Genomic DNA, 23676 nt, shown 5'->3' with positions numbered 1-23676 from the left:
GTTCTATCGCTTTCGCCTGGTTTACTGAACCATGTAACTGTAGTTAATTAGATCGTGTCTTCTCTGTTTAATCATCATGAGTAAGTGTCAGTAACATTGTACCTCATCTTTCTGAGAAAGGCTATATCTCAATGCACTCCGCCGCTTAATGCCCGCTGTCTCCCATACAATTGTGTTCGTGAATGCGCTGTCGGCAAATGAAACCAGCGTGTTAATTCCGATGCAATTGTCGTCGATCCAACGTTAGGGCGATCGAACTGATATTTTGCATTTGTTGCGAGATTATGGCAGGGGTTTAAATCCCCGACTTACTGTTGCAATAAGTGCAAAATATGCGATCGATTAATCTTTTACAGCATTCGCGCCCCAAAAAAGCTTGCTAAACTATAAATAGACTTAAGTCAAGGAGTCAAATCAATGCCATCTCCCTTTCCCGGTATGGATCCGTATTTAGAGCATCCAGAACTCTGGCCTGCCCTACACCACTTATTAATTAGTGAAATTTTTAGATTTTTGTCTCCCCAACTACGTCCTAAGTATTTAGTTTCCTTGGAAGTGAGAATCTATGAAACCGCTGACGATAATTTATCAATTGGTATTCCTGACGTAAACGTAATTCAACCACAAACTGCCACTGAATTAATAACGTCAAACGTAGCCGTTGCAGAGCCACCAACACAACCCTTAACAGTAAATATTCCCATGCCCTACGAGGTTCGGGAAGGCTATTTAGAAATTAGAGAAAGGGGAAACGAAGAATTAATTACAGTGATTGAAATCCTCTCTCCTAGCAATAAGCGCACAGGCAAAGGACGACAAATGTATGAGGAAAAGCGAGAAGAAATTTTGGGCAGCCGCACTCATTTGATTGAAATAGATTTATTGCGGCGCGGTCGAAAAATGCCAGTTATTGGCAATAATTTTGAAAGTCACTATAGCGTTTTGGTGTGTCGGGGAAATCGCCGCCCCAGAGCAGATTTGTACGCTTTTAACGTCCACAACCCGATGCCAGCTTTTCCTTTGCCACTGCGATCGGGTGATATCGAACCTATAATCAATTTGCAGGAATTATTCACTCAAATTTACGACATCGCAAGTTACGACCTCAAGATTGATTATCGTAACTGGGAAGTCATACCAGCGCTGTCAGAGGCGGATACAATTTGGGCAGATGCTTGGTTGCGCGATCGAGGATTGCGAGATTGATTTGGCGTGCAGCCATTCTCTTAGTCTGCGGAGGCAGACTTCGTTTTTGTAGAAGCGATTTCAATCGCCGAATGACTTAATTCAAAAATTGGTTAACAGCTAAACATCTTGGCTTTGCATCAACCGCTGCTTCAAACGCGCCGGATCTCCCCGATCGACAACCTGGCCCTTTTCCAACAAAAAAGCCCCATCACAATAATTCAACTCATCCAAACGGTGAGTCACCCACAAAGCCGTAATCCCACGATTTTTCACCAACCGCTGCACCGCCGCCACCAAATCCAACTGAGAATCAGGATCTAACAAAGCCGTAGGTTCATCCAACAGCAAAATTTCGCAATGACGGGCGATCGCCCCAGCCAAAGCAATCCGCTGCTTCTGGCCCCCACTCAAAGCATAAATCGGCCGCCGTTGTAAATCCAGCAAATTCACCGCCTCCAAAGCCTCAGCCACTCTCTGGCGCACCTGAAGATTAGAAAGCCTTTCCTCAACCAAACCAAAAGCCACATCCGCACCCACCGTCGGCATTACCAACTGGTGATCTGGGTTTTGGAACACAAAACCCACGCGCCCGCCCAGATCGATTTCGCCCGATTGGGGGTGCAGCAGCCCAGCCATCAGCCTCAGCAGCGTAGATTTGCCGCTACCGTTAGTACCCAAAAGCATCCAAAACTCACCCTTGGGTACATCCAGAGAGCAACCTTGCAAAACTCGATCGCCCGACGGCCAGCAAAAACCCAAATCCCGCACCGCAACCGCTGACTGGCCCATATCGGCGCCCACACCCCCAGCCCTCATTCTGCCAAAGTCATCGAAACGAAACCCGGTGCCCTACCTGTAGAAGCAGTCCCAGATTTCTGAGAAATCACCACCCCAGAAATCTCGCTGCTGAGAACAGCTACCTTTTTCTCAGTATTTTTCTCACAAGTAAGTTCCAAAATTTGCGGTTGGGAGTTACGCATTGCCTCTAAAACCTGCTGGTAAACAGCCTCAGCGTCCTCCACCGATTTCCGCTGCACCGACAAGGAGACGGGCGTGTTCTTCACAATCATGTCAATGCTGAACATATAGTCTTAAAAACCTAAGTTTGGAACTCTACCCTCAGTATATATATAGGACAGGACTTAGGACAGGACTTACGCATCAAGACTCAAAAAACCCGGTTTTTTACTCTTTCGGCGGGCTGTAACAAAGTATTGCGGTAAAAAACATCGCTTTCTGTAAGGGCGTCGCCCCCCTGCCGGCAAGGATTTCGGGTTTATTCGAGAACTTAGAGGACTTCCGGCACCAGTCAAGATCCCGAACTTCTTGAAGAAATGCTTGCCATTGTAAAGAATTACCCCTATAATCTTAAATACGGTAAAGAAAAGTAAACTCTGTTCATAATTCAACCCACTTTCTGTTAAGCAGATCAAGATTTGGGCAATAATGACTAGAGACAAATCCGTTGTAATTATATCTATTTGGAGATTAGCGTAATGACAATCGCAGTCGGACGCGCCGAGAACGAAAGAGGCATCTTTGATGTACTCGACGACTGGCTCAAGCGCGATCGCTTCGTCTTCGTAGGCTGGTCTGGCATCCTGCTATTCCCCTGCGCCTACATGGCCATCGGTGGCTGGTTAACCGGCACCACCTTCGTCACATCCTGGTACACCCACGGTTTGGCAAGCTCCTACCTCGAAGGAGCCAACTTCCTCACCGTAGCAGTCTCCACCCCAGCCAACAGCCTCGGACACTCCCTGCTGTTCCTGTGGGGCCCCGAAGCACAGTGGGACTTCACCCGCTGGTTCCAACTCGGTGGTTTGTGGGCATTTGTCGCCCTCCACGGCGCCTTCGCACTGATCGGCTTCTGCCTGCGTCAGATCGAAATCGCCCGTTTAGTCGGCATCCGTCCCTACAACGCCCTCGCATTCACCGGCCCCATCGCCGTGTTTGTGTCGGTATTCCTGCTGTACCCCTTGGGTCAATCAGGCTGGTTCTTCGCCCCCAGTTTCGGCGTCGCAGCAATTTTCCGCTTCCTGCTATTCCTGCAAGGCTTCCACAACTGGACGCTCAACCCCTTCCACATGATGGGCGTTGCAGGCATCTTGGGCGGCGCGCTGTTGTGCGCTATCCACGGTGCCACCGTGGAAAACACCCTGTTTGAAGATGGCGAAGGTGCTAACACTTTCCCAGCTTTTAACCCAACTCAGTCAGAAGAAACCTATTCCATGGTTACAGCTAACCGTTTTTGGTCGCAAATCTTCGGAATTGCTTTCTCCAACAAACGTTGGTTGCACTTCTTCATGCTGTTCGTACCCGTCACAGGCTTGTGGATGAGCTCCATCGGTATCGTCGGTTTAGCATTAAACCTGCGTGCTTATGACTTCGTATCACAAGAATTGCGCGCTGCTGAAGATCCTGAGTTTGAAACGTTCTACACTAAGAACATTCTGCTTAACGAAGGCATTCGTGCTTGGATGGCTCCGACCGACCAACCCCACGAAAACTTCATCTTCCCTGAAGAAGTTCTACCTCGCGGTAACGCTCTCTAATCAGTGCGAAGTATCAAAAATAGCAACATTTTGAAAGGGTAAGATAAATTAGTTTAGGCTTTACCCTCAATGTTTAAAAAGCTCCTGCCGCTCGGTAGGAGCTTTTTTGTTGTATTAAAAGTCTTGTTACGCCATGCTATAAAAAATAAAAGCGACATAGAGGTAAAAACAATGGGAAAACCAAGAACCGCAGCAGCATTAAAAATTGCGATGGAAATTGCAGAAAAGCGTGAGGCTGCTAAAATGGCGCAAAAACTCGCTACTCCCCCAAAACCTTATACGCCCAAAGAATCATCGACGGTCGTGTTAGTTCCGATGATTGGCAAGGACGGTAAAACTTATGTTAAATTTCCCATCCGAAACAGTGTTTACAGTCGTATTACTTCGTCAATTGATGCATTAGGTATGAAAGCAGCAAACGCTAACACTGGTACAGGAACTTCTGTTGTAGATTTTCGAGGCAACCACAAGAATGTTTTGCGAGTCCGTGTATACGAAGGTCTAGCGACTCCAATAGCAAAGCTCACCCCTTGGGGAACGAGAACTGTCAAAATGATTGATAAAAGCTTCCAATTTCCAATCGGGGGAGAAACTTGGGACGCAGCTATAACCGCTTTTAAGACCCTGTTCGGCGATGATGGTGCGCTCCGGCCAATGATGGGTACGACAAACGGTCGTGCTGAATTACTGCTAGGTAAGCAAGTTATTGCTAGCATCGAAAACTAACGAAGTGATAACGCTTAACGCTGCTAACACTAACAACTGGGTGCAGGTATGGAAGCTTAGTATACCTGCCTCAGTAACCGCTCTTAACAGACAAACCTGTCAAATCCTATGAAAATTGCTTTAATTACCCTAACTGTTGAGGTTCTAGGCTGCCTGAGGATTCTGCCAGCTTGCTAACTCAAGAGTCAAATTCTACCTTTGATGAATCTAGCGGACTTTCGCTCTATCCTAGGAAATCGCCGCATCTGGCAAACTCCTATCTAAGAAATTGAGCAGCAGCGCACATTTCCCTCTTTATACACGCCCCACAGAAAAAGCAATCCGCTCAAAAGCTCGTTAGCGAAGCCCTCGAAGAGGATCGCCCGCTGGCTGTAGAGATCGATCGAAAACCTCGCTACGTCAGTAATTTGCCCTCATCTTGCGAAAATATTAATTTGCATCCCCCCACTTCTAATTCCTTGTGTTATTCTAATGATTGTGATTACTGGAATGATACTCAGAACGCAGGTTCTTTCGGTTACGCTGGCAAAAGCTAGCGCACAAATCCTCACACCAAATCTTGTATTTGGGTGAGGTGCGTTCAAATATGAAGCCATTTAGCTAATCCTGGAGGTGATGCCCATGATAGAAAGTAGTAAATGCATGGGTCATCAGATTGGAAACTACCGGCTGTGCGCCGGGGCCGCTCACTAGCAGTCAGCCGTCGTTTCCAACTGGAAACGAATTCCATCGGGAACCAGGCTCAGCTAGGGATTCTCCCGGCAGTCAGGTTCTAATCTGAAGACCCGCTAGACCGCTCTCACCTCAAATAGTGTTAAATCTTAAGTATTAAAACTTGAGCCTCAACACTATTGGTGAGAGCGGATAGTTTTTGGTCGGATTTTTTACAGGTTGGCTGTTAATCTCCCAAAAAGCTTATCCCAAAATAAAAAAAAAATTATGGCAGATCTACTTAACGATACTGAAATTCAAGAGCGCGCCAGTCAATTATCGGGCTGGACGGTGCAAGGTCGGCAACTGCGGTGTACCCGTTTATTTAAAGATTTTATCGGCGCGATCGCCTTTGTGAATAAGTTAGTCGCCCCCTCAGAAGCCGCAGGACATCACCCCGACATAGAAATCTCCTATAACAAAGTAACAGTTAACTTGACCGAAGAAATGGGTCACAAGCCCCGCCGTCCCACGGCGGCTTTTCGATATCCAAATCACTCATCGAGGATTCTGAATAAATGATGATTGGTTTATTCAGTCTGCTATAGTACGTCTATGCTGAACTACAACTTCGAGTACAAACTCATTCCCACACCTGAGCAAGCCGAAACTATCGACCTGTGGCTAGAAATTTGCCGCAAGGTCTATAACTTCGCGCTGGCCCAGCGAAAAGATTGGGTTAATTCTCGCAAGTGCAGCATCAATGCCTGTAGCATCAATAGGGAATATATTCTTCCTGCTGATGCTCCCCGTCCAACCTTCGCGAGTCAGTGCAAATCATTGGCGGCGGCAAAGAAATCAATTTTGGAACTGAAGCAACCTCATACTCATGTTTTGCAGCAAGTGTTGCGACAACTCGAAGCCGCATTTGTGGCAATGTGGGAACGGGGTCATGGATTCCCTCGGTTCAAGAAACGGATGCGGTCGTTCCTATTTCCCCAACTCAATTTAGAGGTCTTGCGTCCATGGGATGGAGACAATGACGTGAACCTGCCTAAGATCGGCTGGGTGAAGCTGCGTCTGTCCAGACCGATTCCAGACGGATTTGAGGTGAAACAGATTCGCGTTGTGAAGCGAGCGTCAGGCTACTATGCCATTCTCACTTTGCAATGTGATGTCACCATTCCTCTGCCTCCCATTGCAGGGCATTCAGTGGGGATTGATTTAGGACTGATTTCGTTTTTAGCAACGTCTGATGGTGAGTTAATTGCTAGACCCAAATTCTTTGTTGATGGGCAACGCAAGCTGAAATCGCTGCAACGCAAACTGAAACGCAAGAAGAAAGGGTCTAACGCATGGCGGAAATTACAACATCGCATTGCAAGACATCACGAAACCCTCTCAAATACTCGCAAAGACTTCCATTTCAAAACAGCACATCATCTTTGTGATGGAGCAGATTCTATCTTTGCTGAGGATCTAAACCTGAAAGCCATGTCTGCCGGGATGCTGAGCAAGCACACTTTAGACGCTGGATTTGGGCAGTTCCTTAACATCTTGGGGCATCTCTGCTTCAAGCGAGGCAAGCATTTCAGCAAGGTCGATGCAAATGGAACGAGTCAAACTTGCCCGAATTGCCAAACGCATACGGGCAAGAAAGAGCTTTCTGAGCGGGTGCATGAATGCCCGGAATGTGGGTATAAGACAGACCGAGATGTTGCTGCTGCCCAGGTGGTGATGCAACGTGGATATACAGCGGTGGGGCACATCGCGGTGAATTTTGGTGAGGGTAAAGTCATTGGACTCCCGTTGAGCCAAGAATCCCCTCGCCTTTAGGCAGGGGAGTTGTCAAAACTCACGATGCCGGAGGGTTAACTGAGAAAGACCTGGCGCTAGCCCAAGAGATTTCTGCGCTAAATTAGAAGAGTTCTCATTTTCCGAGCCGCCACTGCATCTAGCGACAGTCCCAAGAGCAGAAAGCTCGCTCAAAAGAAAATATCGACTCTGGGTTAAAATCGGGTGTGAGAAAGTCGAGATGCAACAAGTCCAATGTATTAAAGGCTATTCGCCATCCTCCGACCATGATCGTATTTGAAAGGCCAGAGTTCTTGAACGAATCTGCTCAAAGAACAGAGCTAATAGAAAAGCTTTTGGATATTGGCGCGGCGCTCTCTAGCGCCCCCGATTTGGGCGGCTTGTTAAACTTGATTTTATCCAAAAGCCGGGAAATCACCTACAGCGATGCGGGCAGCGTTTATTTAGTAGATCACAGCGACGAGAAATCTAAGTTGCTGTTCAAGGTAGCCCAAAACGGTTCTAAACCCAGACTGTCGTTTAAGGAGTTTGCCCTGCCGCTGACAGACAAAAGCTTGGCGGGATACGTGGCAGTTACAGGTCAAAGTTTGAACCTGTCTGATGCCTATGACTTGCCCCCCGGCGTACCCTACCAGCTAGATACGAGTTTTGACAGGGATATTAATTACCGCACTTGCTCGGTAATGGTGTTGCCGATGCAAAACCGACAGGGCGAGACAATCGGCGTACTGCAACTGATCAACCGCAAAAAAAAGGCAGATGAGGTGCTGACGGCAGAGAATGCCTGGGAATCGACGCAGCAGTATTCCGAGTGGGAAGAAAGGATCGTTCGATCGCTCGCTTCTCAAGCAGCAATCTCGATCGAGCGCAATCAACTTCAAGAAAGCATAGAACACTTGTTCGAGGGCTTCGTCAAAGCAAGCGTGCAAGTCATAGAAGCCCGAGATCCATGTACCTTCGGCCATTCAGAACGAGTCGCAGCCCTGACAGTACGCCTGTCAGAAGAAGTAAACGCCGTCAGCAGTGGATGGCTGCGCTCTATTTACTTTAACAACCGTCAAATTCAAGAAATTCGCTACGCCGCCCTGCTGCACGATTTTGGCAAAATCGGAGTACCAGAAGCAGTTTTGACCAAGCAGAAAAAGCTCTACCCCTCACAGCTAGAAATCATTCGCCACCGTTTCGCCCTAGCTCAGCGGACGCTGGAAATGGAATGCGTCCAGTCTAAATATAAATATTTGCTAGAGCATTCAGCTTACCGAAAACACCCAGACTCTGGCCCCGAGTGCGCTAAGTGCCAGGAAATAGAACAGCTAGACACGTCGCTAGCAGAGGCAAAAACCAGATTGGCAGAATATTGGGAAGTCCTGCTAGAGGCCAACGAACCTCACATTTTGGCAGAAGAACCCCTAGCTCAACTGCTAGAACTTTCTCGGCAAACTTACAGAGATATAGACGGGGCAATTAAACCCCTGCTGAGTCCAGACGAAATCGTGCAATTGATGGTGTCGAGGGGCAACCTGACGCCGGCAGAACGATCGGCGATCGAATCCCACGTCACTCACACTTACGAATTTCTCAGCCAAATTCCGTGGACAAAGGATCTAAAAAATGTTCCCCAAATAGCCTACGGACACCATGAAAAACTCGATGGGACAGGCTATCCGCGAGGTTTAACACAGACAGAAATCCCCATTCAAGCGCAATTAATGACGATCGCCGATATTTATGACGCCCTAACAGCGGGCGATCGCCCCTACAAACGAGCTTTGCGAACAGATGCAGCAATGAAAATTTTGCGGCAAGAAGCAGCTCACAACAAAATCAACGCCGATTTATTGGAACTATTCGACCGTCGCCGAGTCTTTAGCGTCCTAGGACACGGTTTGGATGCAAAAGTCGAATCAGCCTAGACGATTCGGACGTGCTGTGCTAAAAAGTAAATAGGCTATCGAGCGCCTAATGTGTCAGTAGTCCAATCAATCCAAAGTCCAAGTATGGCAAGGTTTTGAGGCCGTTGAGTACGTAGTAAAAAACACGTATCCGACAGCAGCCGATCGCATCCATACACTCAGTTAGTTCCCAAGAATCAAAAGAAAAAGTGAATTTTAGGTGTCTTTTTAAAGTATGCTGGTTTAGCAACTACTGACCACATAGAAGACTCGAAAAGTTTCTCTGTAATCGGTGTGAGGATGAGAGTGAATATGTCGAAATTTTTGTGGAGTTACCTACTAATCAGCCCAGCAGTCTTAGGAGCTACCCTAGTAGTTTCTTCGAGCGCGATGGCAGCAGACGCTCAGCAAGCTGCTGATGCGCTCAAGCCTCAAGCTGCCCAAGCTGAAACAGGCCAAACCTCCGAAGCCAAAGTTAATGCTTTAGCGGCTGTTGACGAAACTACCGCAGCACTAAAGCCAGTCGAAGAAATTGCCCAAGGAACAGGCAGCGAAACCAAGCCAGCGATTGCAGATGCCAGCCCTGCTGCAACGGGCAGCGCGATCGCCTCCGCCACTACAGACCCCGCAGCAACAAATCTTGAAGCTGCATCACAACCTGTAACTGAATCTTTAGCAGCAGTTGAGCCAACAGTCGCTCAACCAGTAGAAAATTCAGCGGCAGCCAAACTAGAAAATCCAGCCCCAGCAGCTACCGCTGTCGGGGAGCAAATCAGTGCAGTTCAATTAGAAACTACTGCCCCGGCAGTGGCAGAGCAGGCACAACAAAATTTGCCCTCTCCGGCCCAATCTCTAGCCCAAACTGTCGCACCACAAGCTCAAAACCCAGCCGCCACATTAGAACAGGTCAACGAGTACAGCAGCGAAGGTTCTGGCGGGGAAACTCAGGCTCAAGTAACCTCAGTATCTCAACTTTCCGACGTGCGGCCCACAGACTGGGCATTCCAAGCACTGCAATCCCTAGTCGAGCGCTATGGTTGTATTGCCGGGTATCCGGACGGCACATTCCGCGGCAACCGGGCAATGACCCGCTACGAATTCGCCGCCGGTTTAAACGCTTGCTTAGACAAAGTTAACGAGCTAATTAAAGCAGGTACAACCAACTTAGCGACCAAAGACGACTTGGCAGCCCTCCAACGGCTCCAGGAAGAATTTGCAGCAGAACTGGCAACCTTGCGCGGCCGCGTCGATGCTCTGGAAGCTCGGACATCCGAACTCGAAGCTAACCAATTTTCAACTACTACCAAACTGACTGGGGAAGCAATTTTTGCCCTCAGCGACGACTTTGGTGGCAATGATGGCTTGTTTGGCAGAGACAACAGAAGAGTCGGTACGGGTAACAACGAAGCCGTCTTCCAACAGCGGGTACGTCTCAACTTAAATACGAGCTTCACCGGCAGAGACTTGTTGCTCACCAGACTGGATGTGGGCAACGGTCAAAACTTTAACCTCGGGGCGACGAGCGAAGGTACTCAAACCTGGAACGTAGTCGGCCGCACAGACAACGTTTTTCACTTGGGCAGCTTGCTTTACAAGTTCCCCGCTAGCAATCGGTTGAACGTTACCATTGAAGCCGCTAACGGTGTTTGGAACGATTTCATTCCTACCGTCAACCCTTACTTTGAAGACTTTGACGGCGGTAATGGCTCTCTCAGCGCGTTCGGTCAAAGCAACCCAATTTATCGCCTAGGTGGCGGTGCTGGTATCGGCTTCGATTACGCCTTCGGTGGCAGAGGCCTGCTGGGCGGCGTGTTCGGCCCAACTTCTCTGTCCTTCGGATATTTGGCGTCAAATCCAGCAAGTCCCACCAAAGGCGCAGGCTTGTTCAACGGTGACTACGCAGCGATGGGGCAGTTGACTTTTACCCCGGGACGCAACTTGCAAGTTGCTCTCACTTACAACCACGGTTACTTTACCAGAGGTAACTTCGGGTTTGACAACGGTTTGGGGAACGGCCCAGGCAAACTCGGCGGTTTCACCGGCACGGGCGTGGCTAATTCCATCAATGGTTTGAGCGAAGGCTTTAGCGGCTTCCGCGCTCGCAAAGTTGTCAGCAACTCCTACGGTGCTGAGGCTTCGTTCCGACTCAGCCCGAGATTTATCATTGGGGGCTGGGCTGGTTTAACCAATGCTCGTATTCTCGGCCTCGGCGATGCGAGAATTTGGAACTACGCAGCCACTTTGGCTTTGCCCGATTTAGGGAAAGAAGGCAACTTGCTGGGCTTTGTGGTAGGTCGTGAGCCTTACTTGGATAAACTTGAGGCTCCTGGCAATTTGCGGAACTTCAGCAACGATACTTCGTGGCACTTTGAAGGCTTCTACAAGTTCAAGCTCTCGGATAACATTGCTGTGACTCCGGGCGTCATTTGGATTACCAACCCAAATCAAAATAGCAATAATGACGACATCATTATTGGTACTCTGAGAACTACTTTCACGTTCTAAGAGCGACTTAGAGCAGGGCGGGTCATACCGTCTCTGCTGGCAACTTGAGGTCAAATTTAGCCCTGCTTCCGGCAGGGCTTTTTTGTGCGGTGGACGAATTCAGTGTCGGCATTTTTTATGAAAGTCTATTAAGTTCGGTGGAAAACCGGAGTATAATAAGAAATTAGGATTTATAATTTTTAACTCAACATTGAGAAGAATTTTAACGTCTGACTTCGGAGTTGAGAATTCTGGTAGTTGAAGCAATATGGTAGAACTCTCCTGTAAAAGCGAATACGCAATCTTAGCTTTGCTGGAGCTGGCCGATTGCTACGATGAGGGCGAACCCCTCCAAATTCGCCAGATAGCTGCTCAGCAAAATATTCCCGATCGATATTTAGAACAGTTGCTCGCTACCATGAGACGCTGCGGGCTGATTCGCAGCCAGCGAGGAGCTAAGGGTGGTTATATCTTGGCGCGGGAACCGTGGAAAATTACACTGCTCGAAATTATCAACTGTCTCGAAGGCTCAGAGTTCGATCGCTCCGAAAAAGACTCGCCTGCTCAAACTGTAGAAAGTGCTGTGATTTGGGAAGTTTGGCAAGAAGCGCGATCGATCGCTAACTCAGTGTTGCAGAAATATACGCTACAAGATCTGTGCGAAAAACGCAATGGCAGACGGCAGCTCAATATTATGTATTACATCTAGTCAAGCCGAGGCCGGTCTAATTTTCAACTAAGCCAGCAGGAGTCCCGCGCTCTACCTGTACGAGCGGTGAGCGTCGGGAGGAATGCGCGTGAGTCAAGAGAGCCACCCCGAACCAAAACGATAGCTTTAGATGCCGGAGGGTAACGGGCGATCGACTCACTGTGCAAATTCTTTGGCTGCACCAGTTGCTTTCTCCGGCTTCACGAGATACAATCTTCTTAAAATTTGTGAAAAGCAATGTCCCAAACGATCACCGCCAAGTTAAAGCTAAATCTGAACGCCGAGCAAAAAGCTCTGGTAGCTCAGACTGCTTTGGCTTACCGTGACGCTTTGAACTATACCTCGCAAGTTGCTTTTGATGCGGGTAAAACCAGCAATGGCCTGAAATTGCAGAAGGCTGTCTATAACGAATTGCGAGTTCGTTTTGGACTCGGCGCTCAGATGGCTTGCAACGTACCCAGGCAGGTGTCGGCAACTTATAAAACTCTCTGGACTAAGGTCAAACAATCTAACGATGCTATTGTCAAAGGGTACACCAAGAAACGATACAAAGGATTGGATAAAGTTCCTAAGTATGTGTCTCGAACCTGCACATTGAACTATCAGCGCGACTACTCGTTTAAAACCGAGCAACGAGTAAGCATTATCACTCTAGCTGGTAGAATAGTAGTGACCTATGACGGGTACAACAAGCATTTAGATTTGATTGCCTGCGGCTCTAAGGTTGGAGCAGCAAAGATTGTTTATCAGCGCTCTTCTAAAGCTTACTACTTGATGGTGAGTATTGAAGTAAAAACGCCTGAAGTTGACCCACTGAAAATAACCAGAGTTTCTGGCGTTGATGTGGGGATGCGCTACTTGGCTGTAGAAACAGACTTGCAAAATAAGTCTAAGTTCTATTCGGGGAAAGCAGCCAGATATAAAGCCAATCGCTATCACAAGGCCAGACAAAATCTTCAGCGGAAAGACACTCGTTCGGCCAAGCGCAAATTAATTGCTTTGTCGGGAAGAGAGAGACGGTTTATCGCTGACGTAAACCACCAAATCAGCAAAGAAATTGCCAAACCCAATAGCTTAATTGGATTGGAAAACTTGACCGGAATCCGGTCAAGAACGAAATCTAAGTCTGGCAAGAAGGCGAGCAAGAAACAGCGTCAAGCCAATCGGAATAAAGCTAAGTGGTCTTTTGCCGAATTGCACAGTTATATTGACTACAAAGCCAATCTAAATGGTTCTCTAGCCACTAAAGTTCCGGCGCATTACACTTCACAAAGTTGTCCAAAATGCGGGCATACTTCGGCCGACAATAGACCGAAGAAAGGATTGTTGTTTCGCTGTGAATGTTGCGGGAATGAGCTTCATGCTGATTTGGTAGGTGCGCGAAATATTACCATGAGAACGTTGCTTGTCCGGCAAGACTGGACGAGTACGGGGAGCTTGTCAGCATCCCCTGATGTGTCGGGCCGTGAAACTAAAGCTGAGATTCTGCAAAGATTCTCGGAATTGCGGTGGAGCTCAGATACAAGCCCACATCTCGTGCGGTAGCCCGCTTGATGCTGGGTAGTTGACAATCCTGTTTTTTCAAACAATCAGTGCGGTAGGCGAGAGAGCTAGCCCTAAAAGTTAAATCTCAATACGCAATAGCTTAATATTGCCAACTAAGAATTAACATTTACTTTCAACAACAACCAGACAAAGATTATGCGTATTGCTGGCGACATTACAGAATTGGTGGGGCACACACCCCTGGTGCAACTCAACCGCATTCCCCAAGCCGAAGGCTGCTTGGCTCGGATTGTAGTCAAACTCGAAGGCATGAATCCGGCAGCATCAGTAAAAGACCGGATTGGTGTCAATATGGTCAATCAAGCCGAGGCAGAAGGGTTGATTACTCCCGGGAAAACGGTTTTAGTAGAACCGACATCTGGCAATACCGGAATTGCTTTGGCCATGGTGGCGGCGGCAAAGGGCTACCAGTTGATTTTGACGATGCCGGATACGATGAGTACGGAACGTCGATCGATGTTACGAGCTTACGGAGCTCAACTAGAATTGACTCCCGGCATTGAAGGCATGAGCGGCTGCATTCGGCGCGCTCAAGAGATTGTAGACAAAACTCCGAATGCGTATATGTTGCAGCAGTTTCGGAATCCAGCCAACCCGGACATTCACCGTTCGACAACGGCTGAGGAAATTTGGGCAGATACCGACGGCGAGGTGGATTTCCTGATTTCTGGAGTTGGCACTGGCGGCACGATTACTGGTGTTGCAGAGGTGATTAAGTCCCGGAAACCTGGATTTAAGGCGATCGCCGTTGAACCAGCAAACAGTCAAGTTCTGTCGGGCGGAAAGCCCGGGCCTCACAAAATTCAAGGTATCGGTGCTGGTTTTGTGCCGCCAGTGCTGAATGTAAACGCGATCGACGAAGTGATAGTTGTTACCGATGACGAGGCGATCGCCTACGGGCGGCGCTTAGCCAGAGAAGAAGGACTTTTGTCCGGTATTTCCAGCGGTGCGGCACTGTGTGCAGCTTTGAAAGTCGGCAAGCGTCCTGAAAATGCAGGTAAATTGATTGTGATGATTCAGCCTAGCTTCGGCGAACGCTATCTGAGCACTCCGTTGTTCCAAGATCCAGAACTCAATCTGGCTGTGGCTGTCAACTAAGCAAACTGCGCTTGAAAATCGCATAAATTGAGAGCAGGGCGTTAGAAAATACGCCCTGCTTGCGTTTTTAGCTACAATCGAATGCCTAAAAAGTCACGCCTTTTAAAGAGTCTACGCTGGAGAAAGGAAAAAGCCGCGCCGCTGCGTTAAAAGCTGTATCGGGAAAATCGCTAAACACACCGTCTACACCTAAGCGGTAAAATTGTTCGTACTCCAAAGCAGGATTGCCGCCATACTCTGAAGCCACATAAGTAGGAGATTCATTGCGGAAAGTGTAAGAATGAACTAATAACCCAGCCTGGTGAGCATCGGTGATTAAAGTATTAGCTGGCTGTAATTTCTTATCAGTACCTTCGACAACTATTGTTCGTTTCCAAGGCCCTATGCCGTCAGCATAGGTTTTGATTTCTGCCAACCCTTGGGGTGTCATTAAATCGCGGTAAGTGCGGCGATCGCCACTCACTACAAAATCATAAGGTTTTTCTCCAAAGTCATCCATTAACTGTACCAGTGGCAACTCTGTCAAGCGATTTAACTCTTTGAGATTCCCCACTTCAAAGGATTGGATAAACACGGGATCTGTACGTTTGGTATATCCATTAGCAGACAGCACTTGCACTAATCGCTGCTCTAAAGGCAAATTAACTGACTTAAAATAAGTCGGGTGTTTTGTCTCTGGATAAATTCCAATTGTCCGCCCTTTTTCGGTACTTTTACGCTTAGCTAGATCGATTACTTCTTGAAGTGTTGGCACCTGAAATTGACCGTCAAATGCCGTGCCACGCAACTCTGGCAAGCGTTCCCGCGCCCGCAAGCTTTTGATTTCGGCTAAGGTCAAATCTTCGGTAAACCAACCTTCGGTTTCTTGACCGTCAATTGTCTTTTTGCGTTTGCGATCGGCAAATTCCGGTCGCTTGGCAATATCAGTCGTCCCCGAAATTTCATTTTCGTGGCGGGCGATTAACACTCCATCTTTAGTGGCAACTAAATCTGGTTCAATGAAATCTGCACCCATCTCGATCGCCAATTCGTAGGCAGCTAGGGTATGTTCGGGGCGGTAGCCGCTTGCGCCGCGATGTCCGATAATTAAAGGACGGCGGGGCAGTTCAACAAAATTGTTTGCGTTAATAGTTTGTACTCCATTTAGTGTTGCCAACAAAGTGCCGTCTCGGAGGCTAATTGTGGTGTTTATCCCGGTGCTAGCAATCAACAAATCTGAGAATTGCAGTTGATTGTCCAAAATCAAGCGATCGCCCGTTCCAAAATCAGTAATAATATCAGCACCCTGAGTGCGGCGCAACAAAAACGTATCATTTCCGACACCGCCCGTGAGAGTATCTAAACCTTTATCTCCGCTGAGAAAATCGTTGCCATCTCCCCCTAGCAAGATATCATTACCTTGACCGCCAATTAAGGTGTCATTTCCGCCCGCACCAGACAGTGAATCATTACCAGAATTTCCATTAATTTGCTCTGAATCAACACTTCCCACAATATTGTCGTTACCGCCCAGCGCCGAAATTCCGCCCAGTATTCCCTTGAGTAAGCCAGGGGTAATTGTGAAATTGTCATTGCTATTTGTCAGCAAAAAAGAATCAGATTGTACCGCTGAAGCTGTGCGAACAGCTAAATTTTGAATCTCCTTGTCTTCAGATGGATGCCGATCGGTATCTTTGAGGTTGCTGTCGATCGCTGGAACTCCACCGTCAAGGTTGGAAGCATGGATAATTTGCTGTTTAAGTGCCATGATTTTGATTTCCCTGATTGACTCAAAGATAATTACTTTGACTTTTGGTTAAGGTCAATCAAAAACTATCACGGCAAGATTAAGTAATTACTATCAATTGCTTAATTTTTAGTTATGCAACGGCAAAAACACGATCGGGCGGTTTTCAACTAGCTTGAGGTACTCACCCGCAGCAACACGCAATTAGGCAACGGATGAGTGTAAACGAGTAGAAGGATGTAATATAGCAACCGCATTGACGCTTAATAAATAGTAATAGCCACCTAGTGCTGTTGTGGCGGTATTTCTCCTCATCGGATGAGATGATAGCAGCGATCGCCCTACAAGAACTTTTCCTAACTCATTTACCGACTGCTATAATTTGAAAACTGAGGTTTTTTAGTTAGACTTGACATTGTTTTACATCAAGTAAATAGCTATAACTTTAGCAAATAATGAGATTTTTGTCAAGCACTTTTTCGCAAATTATCCAGATTTCAAGGAAATAATAGCGTGTCTTCCGTTACCAATCACTACAAAACCCTAAAAATTAGCCCAACAGCAACCCAAGCCGAGATTAAACAAGCATACCGCCGTTTAGTCAAAATATTTCATCCAGACAGCCAGAGTTCAACAGCCGGTCACGAAGAGATTGTTCGCCTCAATGCAGCCTATGAAATATTGGGAGATGCCCAGCAAAGACAATCTTACGATCGCCAAATCTCCCAGCCCAGCGAAGAGCAATCGCCCTACGCACCAAACGTCACCCGCCAGCGACAACAAGCAGCGCGGGACGCCGACGAACACATGGAACAGTGGCTGATTAAAGTATACAAACCAGTCAATCGAATACTCAACAACATCTTGAAGCCGCTGAAAAAGGAAATAAACGAATTGTCAGCAGATCCGTTCGATGATGAACTGATCGAAAAGTTTCAAGCTTATATCGAAACCTGTCGCGACTTTCTTTCAAAAGCTAATGACTTTCTGAGGGTGATGCCCAATCCATCTAATGTAGCCGGAGTTGCGGCCCATCTTTACTACAGCATCAATCAAGTGGGAGATGGCATAGAAGAATTGCATTTATTTACCCTCAATTATGACGATCGCCATTTGCACACAGGTCAAGAACTGTTTAGAATTGCTGCTAGACTGCGGCGGGAAGCACAGGAGGAATTGAAAATTAGAAGTTAGTGAAGAAGCTATTGGTTATTGGTTATTGGTTATTGGTTATTGGTTATTGGTTATTGGTTATTGGTTATTGGTTATTGGTTATTGGTTATTGGTTATCAATAACAAATAACTTCTAACTCATTCCCAATTCCCAATTCCCAATTCCCAATTCCCAATTCCCAATTCCCAATTCCTAAGGACAACTGTCAACTGTCAACTTTCAACTGTCAAATTCCAAAAAGAACTTGAATTCGCTTCCGGATTTTAATAAAAGGAGTTTGTTCCAGAGAGTCGCCCTCTAACAATCCCAAATCTCTCAAAGCTTGCTGGCGTTCAGACAATTTTTGAGCAATCTGATCCGCCAAATTCGGTTGTTCTGTTAAAAGTTTTTGCAAGTCGTGGCGTTCCACCACAAACAAAATTGCATCTTCGCTAGTTTTAACAGTCGCCGTTCTCGGAGTTCCCAACAGCAAAGAGATTTCCCCAAAAAACTCGCCCTCGTGAAGCGTCGCAATATACTGATCGGCTTTTTGAGAAAGAACTTCTACAGAACCAGAAAGAATAATATAAAAAGAGTCGCCAGGGTCATTTTCATTGCAGACAATCTGTCCTGTTGGAAAAAGTTGTCGGTAGCCGTATTCAATTAACTGCCGCAGTTCTACATCTGTACACTGTTCAAAATAAGTTACTCGCCGCAACAAATCTCGTAGCGTCCAATTATTAGGGGATTTAACCCCTTGCTTTTTAGGCTCGGAAACGGTGGAATTAGATTTGAGTTCGGCTGAATGTTTGGCATTCTGGGGGTAAACTTGACCGTTTGAATTATCGTCTTTGTGATTATTGTGAAAATGTTTGGTTAACTCTTGCGGGTTCCGCAGCCACAAATCCCGCTGGGGAAATGGAATTTCGATATTGCGGTGGCGCAATTCATAATCTATTAAAAAGTTGACCGCACTTTTAATTTCATCGCTTTTCTGTGGCTGGTCAATCCAAATTAAAAGTTCAAAATCTAAAGCGTTATCTCCAAACCCGCGAAACCAAACTTTCGGAGAAGGATGTGATAAGATATTCGATTCCAGTCTCGCAGCGACTAACAGTGCTTCTGTAACTAATACTGGGTCAGTTCCATAGGCAACGCCGACGGGGATGTGGACGCGGCATCTGGGGTCTCTATAACTCCAGTTAATAATGTTGGTTTCGACAAACTTGATGTTTGGTATGATTACAAATAGTCCGTCGATTGTTTTGATAATTGTGGAACGGATGGAAATATTTTCAACTGTTCCTAATAAATGGTCAATCTCAATAAAGTCTCCGACTCGAATTTGCTGCTCAAATAGTAGGGTCAAACCGCTGATAAAGTTGCTGGCGAGATTTTGCAAGCCGAAGCCGAAACCAATGCCGACGACGCCAGCTAAGACTGTCAGAGAGGTGAGGTTGAGCCCTGCACCTTGCATGACGAATATACAGCCAAGGGTTGCTAAGATGTAGCTGATGATGGTGGAAATTGCTTCTCGACTGCCACGATCCAATCCCATCTTAACTAGCAGGCTGCGTTTGATTCCTTCACTGATGAGACGAGCTATAACGAAGGCTAATATAGCTAATATTATCAGTTTGACGATCGCACTAATGGACAGATGAGTGTCGCCGATGTAAAATAACGGAGTTGCGATCGCACCATACAAATTTTCAAAAAAGCGATCGGCTTGTTCGGTAATCCAATTCATTAAGATTTGGTAATGAGTAATTGGTGATGGATGATTAGTTTTGCTGGCAACTGAACCGCAAACTCCTGAATGTGGCAGAGTTTATGCGAAAAACCCGAAGTGTAGAGTTCGCTGTATTGCAAAAATGTCGTCAGGTGCAGCTACTCTCTAGGGAATCGCACTTTCTCAAAAATTCTTAACTGATGGAAAAGCAACTGAGAGCGAGAAACTGTTTTGTAGCGGTATTTTCTGCCCGCGATATCTGTGTTGTCTTCCAGAATCAGCCTAGCACCTGGTGAGACAACCTGTTGCCAATATCTCGAAAATTGGTAGAAATTCATTCGCAGCACCCTAAAATTATCGAAAAATTCCAGCAAAAATTAGTTTATCCTTAAGAAGTAAGTCCTTTACAGAACTTAACAAGCTTACCCTACTTGACTTTTATGCAGTGCATCATCAATCGTCGGGCCCAGTTTTCGGCGAGTCACCGGTACTGGCTGCCGGAGTTGAGCGAAGCCGAGAACTTTGAGCGGTTTGGCCCAACTGCCCGCGCACCGGGACACGGACACAATTACGTTCTTTACGTTTCCATGATAGGAGAACTCGACGAGTACGGCATGGTGCTCAACCTGTCTGATGTCAAACACGTCATCAAGCGGGAAGTTACCAAGGATCTCGATTTTTCTTACCTTAACGAAGCATGGCCGGAATTTGGGCAGACTCTGCCAACTACCGAAAACATAGCACGGCAAATTTGGCTGCGGCTAGCTCCTCATTTGCCTGTGAGCAAAATTCAATTGTTTGAACACCCGGAACTTTGGGCTGAATATTTAGGAAATGGCATGGAAGCTTATCTAACTCTGTCCACTCATTTTAGTGCCGCCCATCGGTTGGCTCGTCCCGATTTGAGTTTTGAAGAAAACTCGGAAATTTATGGCAAATGTGCTCGTCCTAACGGTCACGGTCACAACTATCATTTAGAGGTGACTGTTAAAGGGGAAATTGATGCGCGGACTGGGATGATTGCTGATTTGGGAGCTTTGCAAAAAGCTGTTGATGATTATGTTGTTGAACCTTTCGATCACACTTTTTTAAATAAGGATATTGCTTATTTTGAGAAGGTTGTGCCAACGGCGGAGAATATTGCGGTTCGGATCGGGCAATTGTTGCGATCGCCCATAGGGGAATTAGGCGCCGAGTTGCACAAGATTAAGCTGATTGAAAGTCCGAATAATTCCTGTGAAATTTACGGTGCCGATTTGGATGCAGCGGCGGTACAACAGCAACAGTCAGCAGTTTTAGCTGGGGTTTAGAGGTAGAAATCGGGTGATTTGGGGTGGTTTAGCCGGATATGAGGCAAATTGTGCAGATTGGTGCAGCCACCCTAATGATTCCGAGGACGATTGGAGGCGGATTAGGTGCGGGAAAGTGTTCTTTGAGACAAGTTGTGCGGCGATAATTATTGGCATTTTTCCTGACAAGTCAGACGCAGCGCGTATTTTGGAGATAGTAACCCTGAATTCCTCATCAAAGCTATTGTCACTGCTGAGAGTATGAGGTCGATCGCCCGATCGCGGACAAACAACACTAATTTCTCCTAGGTGAGTTGACGTTTATGCGAGTCTCAAATGTAGCTCTCTTGACTCTGGCCGCCCTCGCATCCCAGAATGTAACTGCTAAAACTAACGCTGCTCCGGCTGCACCTCCCATCTCTGGTGGGACACCGCAGGCCAGCAACTTTGTTGATGCCATAAATAATACAGTCTCTCGTCCGGCGGAGTCAATGAGCGCGCCCGAGACGATCGCCGACGAACAATTTTCCCCACGAATTGCGGTAAAATCCCAGACTGGTTTGCTGGTAGCAGCGGCCGGTGCAGAGTTATCTCCTGCTGTGAAAACCAAGGCTAATCCTGCTGCTAAAGCCACCGATGAACTCACACAATCTTTACAAGAAACATGGCTGGCTAAATTAATCGAAACTGGGGTTAAAAGCAGTCCCCAAGTTCGCGACGCTTTCGATTTTTTCTCTCCACGGACTGGCAGTGCAGAAACTGGATATGGTTTTAACAATACCATAACTCTGCTGAATATTTTACTAATTCTCGGTACTATTTTTCCACCGGTGACAATCGCCTTTTTTTGGGCGATCCGCAGGCTGGTAGTCAAACAGTTGGTTGCTGATGCCAATCAAAGATTGCACGGCATTGGTGTGTTGGAATCAGAGTTGCTCAACTCTCGCCAACTGACTCAAAAAATGAGGGATGAATTAGAGGCACAAATGAGTGCAGCTAAACAATCGCTTGATTTTTTAACTAGAGAAACTGAACTTTCCAAATCTTCCGTCGAGCAAATTGAGACTCTCAAATCTCAATTTATCATGCGCCTGCAAGTGTTGGTAACAGAAGTTGACGAGAAAAAATCTCAAATTGTTCAGGAAATTTCCCAGGTTCCGGCAATTGTTGCCAAAGAAGCTGTCAAACTCGCACCTCAACCGCAGTTAAATAATGCACAAACTTCTGCAACAGTACCTGCTAGTGACGGACAAACTTTGATTGCTGACGATTATATAAAGCAAGTCGAAAAGCTTTATTTTCAAGGCAATTATGATGAGGCATTAGCCTGCGTAGAAAAAGCTATTTTAACGAACAAGAATGCGGATGAGGCGTGGTATTGGCGCGCCAATGTATTAATTAGATTGCAGCGCCATGAAGAGGCGATCGCCAGTTACGACCAAGCAATCTTAATTAAACCGGATCACTACGAAGCGTGGTACAATAAAGCGAATTTGCTGGGAAAATTGCAGAGATGCGAAGAGGCGATCGCCTGTTACGAACGAGCCAGTTCGAGCGAGGCGAGAAAATACGGTTGTTGGCACAGCATAGCAGCTTTATTGGGTAAATTGCAGCATTACGAAGAGGCGATCGCCAGTTACGATCGCGCCCTGGCTATCAAAACAACCGACAGCGAAATATGGCACAACCGAGGTGCGATGCTGGGTAAAGTGCAGCAGTACGCCGCCGCAGTCGATTCTTACGATCGCGCTCTTGAGCTCAATCCCAAGAGATACGAGACTTGGTACAATCGAGGTAATATGCTGTGGAGATTGCTCCGCTACGCTGATTCTGTTGCTTCTTACGATCGAGCTGTCGAGATCCGGGCCGACAAATACGAAGTTTGGTACAATAGAGGGGCCGTGCTGGGAAAAATGCAGCTCCATCAAGAGGCGATCGCATCCTACGACAAAGCAATTGCCATTAAACCGCAGGATTTTGAAGTGTGGCACAACCGCGGCGCAGCTTTCGACAAAATATCGCAACACGAAGCAGCAATTGCATCTTACTCCCAAGCGATCGCGCTTAATTCCGAGTGTTACGAAGCTTGGTTTGGCAAAGGCGAATCATTGGCAAAATTGCAGCGTCATGAAGAAGCGATCGCAGCTTACGAAAAGGCGATCGCGATTCAGCCCGAATCCTACGATGCTTGGCACCACTGCGGTACAGCTTTGTCGCAATTAAAGCGCTACGAAGAAGCAATGGCAGCATACGATCGAGCCATTGCCATCAAGCCAGAAAATGCCGAAGCTTGGCGCGATCGAGGCACAATTGCCTCAGAATTAAAACAAGATACAGAAGGATTTGTCGCGGGTGAAAAAGATACTCAAAAGCAGCCACAATCCGATGAATCTTCTGAATCTTCGGAGAGTTAGTTAGGCATAAAGTACACCGCCTTCACTGAGCTTCGCAATCCCAGAAATCTGGTGATGCGGAGTACAGGAAACAATGACAGATGAAAATATCTGATATTAGAGAATCCAAATGGATTCTTTTTTTATATCAGGTTAGCACGATAACTGTATTAACTAATGCTGATTCATATTATTTCCGGTTGCATCGGAATGATTGGTGCGATTCGTTGAAACGTGAATCACGGTGAAAGCCCGTACATAGCGTTTCCAGCCACAAGGCTGAACTCTCGGTCTGATAAGGGTGCAAGTCCCTTCTGCCAGACTCAGGCATGACTCCTTACCTGCCCACACCGACCGAGCTCGATTCTCGGAGAGTGAAGCTGGGAACAGGGCGCAATCAGACATCTACTGTGAGATGACAATGGCGCTAATGGGGAGTTCCAATGGTGCAACAGAGCCTAGAAAAGTAACTTATCCGAGAGCGGGACACAGACCAACCTCCCGACTCCACTGGAGTTCATTCCCGCCGAATTATTGATCGAATATCGGCAAGAGTCTAGGGAATCCAGTAGTTAACGCTCTTTCATCACTTTAGCCATAGTATAATATTCCTGAAGCCGTCAAATAGTTAAAATGTATGGTAGTACCCCGCGAACCAGTCCCTACAGTCAGTTTTGTAGACGAATACTGTCAAGCCTA

Annotated in this window: 17 protein-coding genes; 13 read left to right on the top strand and 4 right to left on the bottom strand. The window is 46.9% G+C overall.

Annotated features, from left to right (window positions below):
* The first annotated feature begins 417 nt into the window (after window positions 1-417).
* Complete coding sequence (locus QZ938_RS29825) at window positions 418-1206, top strand: DUF4058 family protein (protein ID WP_293355413.1); 789 nt, start codon at window positions 418-420, stop codon at window positions 1204-1206.
* Window positions 1207-1305: 99 nt separating this feature from the next.
* Here QZ938_RS29825 and QZ938_RS29820 read toward each other — a convergent pair whose 3' ends face one another.
* A complete protein-coding gene (locus tag QZ938_RS29820) occupies window positions 1306-2004 on the bottom strand; it encodes an energy-coupling factor ABC transporter ATP-binding protein (protein WP_293157252.1) in 699 nt (232 codons plus the stop codon).
* Window positions 2001-2273, bottom strand: a complete 273-nt coding sequence (locus QZ938_RS29815; RefSeq protein ID WP_293355407.1) for a hypothetical protein — start codon at window positions 2271-2273, stop codon at window positions 2001-2003. The genes QZ938_RS29820 and QZ938_RS29815 overlap by 4 nt, the downstream gene beginning before the upstream one ends.
* Window positions 2274-2684: 411 nt before the next feature.
* Here QZ938_RS29815 and psbD point away from each other — a divergent pair, with 411 nt between their 5' ends.
* From psbD to cysK, 9 genes are all read left to right on the top strand, one after another.
* Window positions 2685-3743 carry a photosystem II D2 protein (photosystem q(a) protein) gene (gene psbD / locus QZ938_RS29810; RefSeq protein WP_293151173.1) on the top strand — a complete coding sequence of 353 codons (1059 nt, stop codon included), beginning with the start codon at window positions 2685-2687 and terminating at the stop codon, window positions 3741-3743.
* 69 nt (window positions 3744-3812) lie between these two features.
* Window positions 3813-4469 carry a hypothetical protein gene (locus QZ938_RS29805; RefSeq protein ID WP_293355404.1) on the top strand — a complete coding sequence of 219 codons (657 nt, stop codon included), beginning with the start codon at window positions 3813-3815 and terminating at the stop codon, window positions 4467-4469.
* 939 nt (window positions 4470-5408) lie between these two features.
* On the top strand, window positions 5409-5702 hold the full coding sequence (locus QZ938_RS29800) for a 4a-hydroxytetrahydrobiopterin dehydratase (RefSeq protein ID WP_293130933.1): 294 nt from the start codon (window positions 5409-5411) through the stop codon (window positions 5700-5702).
* A gap of 33 nt (window positions 5703-5735) precedes the next feature.
* Complete coding sequence (locus QZ938_RS29795) at window positions 5736-6956, top strand: transposase (protein ID WP_293130930.1); 1221 nt, start codon at window positions 5736-5738, stop codon at window positions 6954-6956.
* A 245-nt stretch (window positions 6957-7201) separates the two neighbouring features.
* Window positions 7202-8848, top strand: coding sequence for an HD domain-containing phosphohydrolase (locus QZ938_RS29790; protein ID WP_293130927.1), 1647 nt, complete (start codon window positions 7202-7204; stop codon window positions 8846-8848).
* A gap of 291 nt (window positions 8849-9139) precedes the next feature.
* Window positions 9140-11332 (top strand): iron uptake porin, encoded by a 2193-nt coding sequence (locus QZ938_RS29785; protein WP_293157259.1) that lies wholly within the window; start codon window positions 9140-9142, stop codon window positions 11330-11332.
* A gap of 247 nt (window positions 11333-11579) precedes the next feature.
* A complete protein-coding gene (locus tag QZ938_RS29780; RefSeq protein ID WP_293157261.1) occupies window positions 11580-12020 on the top strand; it encodes an Rrf2 family transcriptional regulator in 441 nt (146 codons plus the stop codon).
* A 237-nt stretch (window positions 12021-12257) separates the two neighbouring features.
* The gene (locus tag QZ938_RS29775) at window positions 12258-13565 is read left to right on the top strand and encodes a transposase (protein WP_293157264.1); all 1308 of its coding nucleotides are present in this window, start codon (window positions 12258-12260) and stop codon (window positions 13563-13565) included.
* 156 nt (window positions 13566-13721) lie between these two features.
* Window positions 13722-14684 (top strand): cysteine synthase A, encoded by a 963-nt coding sequence (gene cysK / locus QZ938_RS29770; RefSeq protein WP_293157267.1) that lies wholly within the window; start codon window positions 13722-13724, stop codon window positions 14682-14684.
* Window positions 14685-14769: 85 nt separating this feature from the next.
* Here the strand turns inward: cysK and QZ938_RS29765 are convergent, their stop codons facing one another.
* A complete protein-coding gene (locus QZ938_RS29765) occupies window positions 14770-16431 on the bottom strand; it encodes a glycerophosphodiester phosphodiesterase family protein (RefSeq protein ID WP_293355401.1) in 1662 nt (553 codons plus the stop codon).
* Between the two features lie 492 nt (window positions 16432-16923).
* On the opposite strand from QZ938_RS29765, the gene QZ938_RS29760 reads away from it, so the two are divergent.
* On the top strand, window positions 16924-17604 hold the full coding sequence (locus QZ938_RS29760; RefSeq protein ID WP_293355398.1) for a J domain-containing protein: 681 nt from the start codon (window positions 16924-16926) through the stop codon (window positions 17602-17604).
* A gap of 206 nt (window positions 17605-17810) precedes the next feature.
* Here the strand turns inward: QZ938_RS29760 and QZ938_RS29755 are convergent, their stop codons facing one another.
* Window positions 17811-19313 carry a cyclic nucleotide-binding domain-containing protein gene (locus tag QZ938_RS29755; protein WP_293157276.1) on the bottom strand — a complete coding sequence of 501 codons (1503 nt, stop codon included), beginning with the start codon at window positions 19311-19313 and terminating at the stop codon, window positions 17811-17813.
* Window positions 19314-19735: 422 nt separating this feature from the next.
* Here QZ938_RS29755 and QZ938_RS29750 point away from each other — a divergent pair, with 422 nt between their 5' ends.
* Both QZ938_RS29750 and QZ938_RS29745 read left to right on the top strand, forming a co-directional pair.
* A complete protein-coding gene (locus QZ938_RS29750) occupies window positions 19736-20605 on the top strand; it encodes a 6-carboxytetrahydropterin synthase (protein ID WP_293355395.1) in 870 nt (289 codons plus the stop codon).
* A gap of 302 nt (window positions 20606-20907) precedes the next feature.
* Window positions 20908-22998, top strand: a complete 2091-nt coding sequence (locus tag QZ938_RS29745; RefSeq protein ID WP_293355392.1) for a tetratricopeptide repeat protein — start codon at window positions 20908-20910, stop codon at window positions 22996-22998.
* Window positions 22999-23676 lie beyond the last annotated feature (678 nt).

It is taken from the genome of Microcoleus sp. CAWBG27 (assembly GCF_020883145.1).
In the GTDB taxonomy this organism is placed as follows: domain Bacteria; phylum Cyanobacteriota; class Cyanobacteriia; order Cyanobacteriales; family Microcoleaceae; genus Microcoleus.
This window is presented reverse-complemented; position numbering and strand designations above follow the sequence as displayed.

Excerpts from the sequence above, each read along its gene's own strand:
- QZ938_RS29825 (WP_293355413.1), top strand. The coding sequence starts at position 418 with ATGCCATCTCCCTTTCCCGGTATGGATCCGTATTTAGAGCATCCAGAA.
- QZ938_RS29820 (WP_293157252.1), bottom strand. The coding sequence starts at position 2,004 with ATGAGGGCTGGGGGTGTGGGCGCCGATATGGGCCAGTCAGCGGTTGCG.
- QZ938_RS29815 (WP_293355407.1), bottom strand. The coding sequence starts at position 2,273 with ATGTTCAGCATTGACATGATTGTGAAGAACACGCCCGTCTCCTTGTCG.
- psbD (WP_293151173.1), top strand. The coding sequence starts at position 2,685 with ATGACAATCGCAGTCGGACGCGCCGAGAACGAAAGAGGCATCTTTGAT.
- QZ938_RS29805 (WP_293355404.1), top strand. The coding sequence starts at position 3,813 with ATGTTTAAAAAGCTCCTGCCGCTCGGTAGGAGCTTTTTTGTTGTATTA.
- QZ938_RS29800 (WP_293130933.1), top strand. The coding sequence starts at position 5,409 with ATGGCAGATCTACTTAACGATACTGAAATTCAAGAGCGCGCCAGTCAA.
- QZ938_RS29795 (WP_293130930.1), top strand. The coding sequence starts at position 5,736 with ATGCTGAACTACAACTTCGAGTACAAACTCATTCCCACACCTGAGCAA.
- QZ938_RS29790 (WP_293130927.1), top strand. The coding sequence starts at position 7,202 with ATGATCGTATTTGAAAGGCCAGAGTTCTTGAACGAATCTGCTCAAAGA.
- QZ938_RS29785 (WP_293157259.1), top strand. The coding sequence starts at position 9,140 with ATGTCGAAATTTTTGTGGAGTTACCTACTAATCAGCCCAGCAGTCTTA.
- QZ938_RS29780 (WP_293157261.1), top strand. The coding sequence starts at position 11,580 with ATGGTAGAACTCTCCTGTAAAAGCGAATACGCAATCTTAGCTTTGCTG.
- QZ938_RS29775 (WP_293157264.1), top strand. The coding sequence starts at position 12,258 with ATGTCCCAAACGATCACCGCCAAGTTAAAGCTAAATCTGAACGCCGAG.
- cysK (WP_293157267.1), top strand. The coding sequence starts at position 13,722 with ATGCGTATTGCTGGCGACATTACAGAATTGGTGGGGCACACACCCCTG.
- QZ938_RS29765 (WP_293355401.1), bottom strand. The coding sequence starts at position 16,431 with ATGGCACTTAAACAGCAAATTATCCATGCTTCCAACCTTGACGGTGGA.
- QZ938_RS29755 (WP_293157276.1), bottom strand. The coding sequence starts at position 19,313 with ATGAATTGGATTACCGAACAAGCCGATCGCTTTTTTGAAAATTTGTAT.
- QZ938_RS29750 (WP_293355395.1), top strand. The coding sequence starts at position 19,736 with ATGCAGTGCATCATCAATCGTCGGGCCCAGTTTTCGGCGAGTCACCGG.
- QZ938_RS29745 (WP_293355392.1), top strand. The coding sequence starts at position 20,908 with ATGCGAGTCTCAAATGTAGCTCTCTTGACTCTGGCCGCCCTCGCATCC.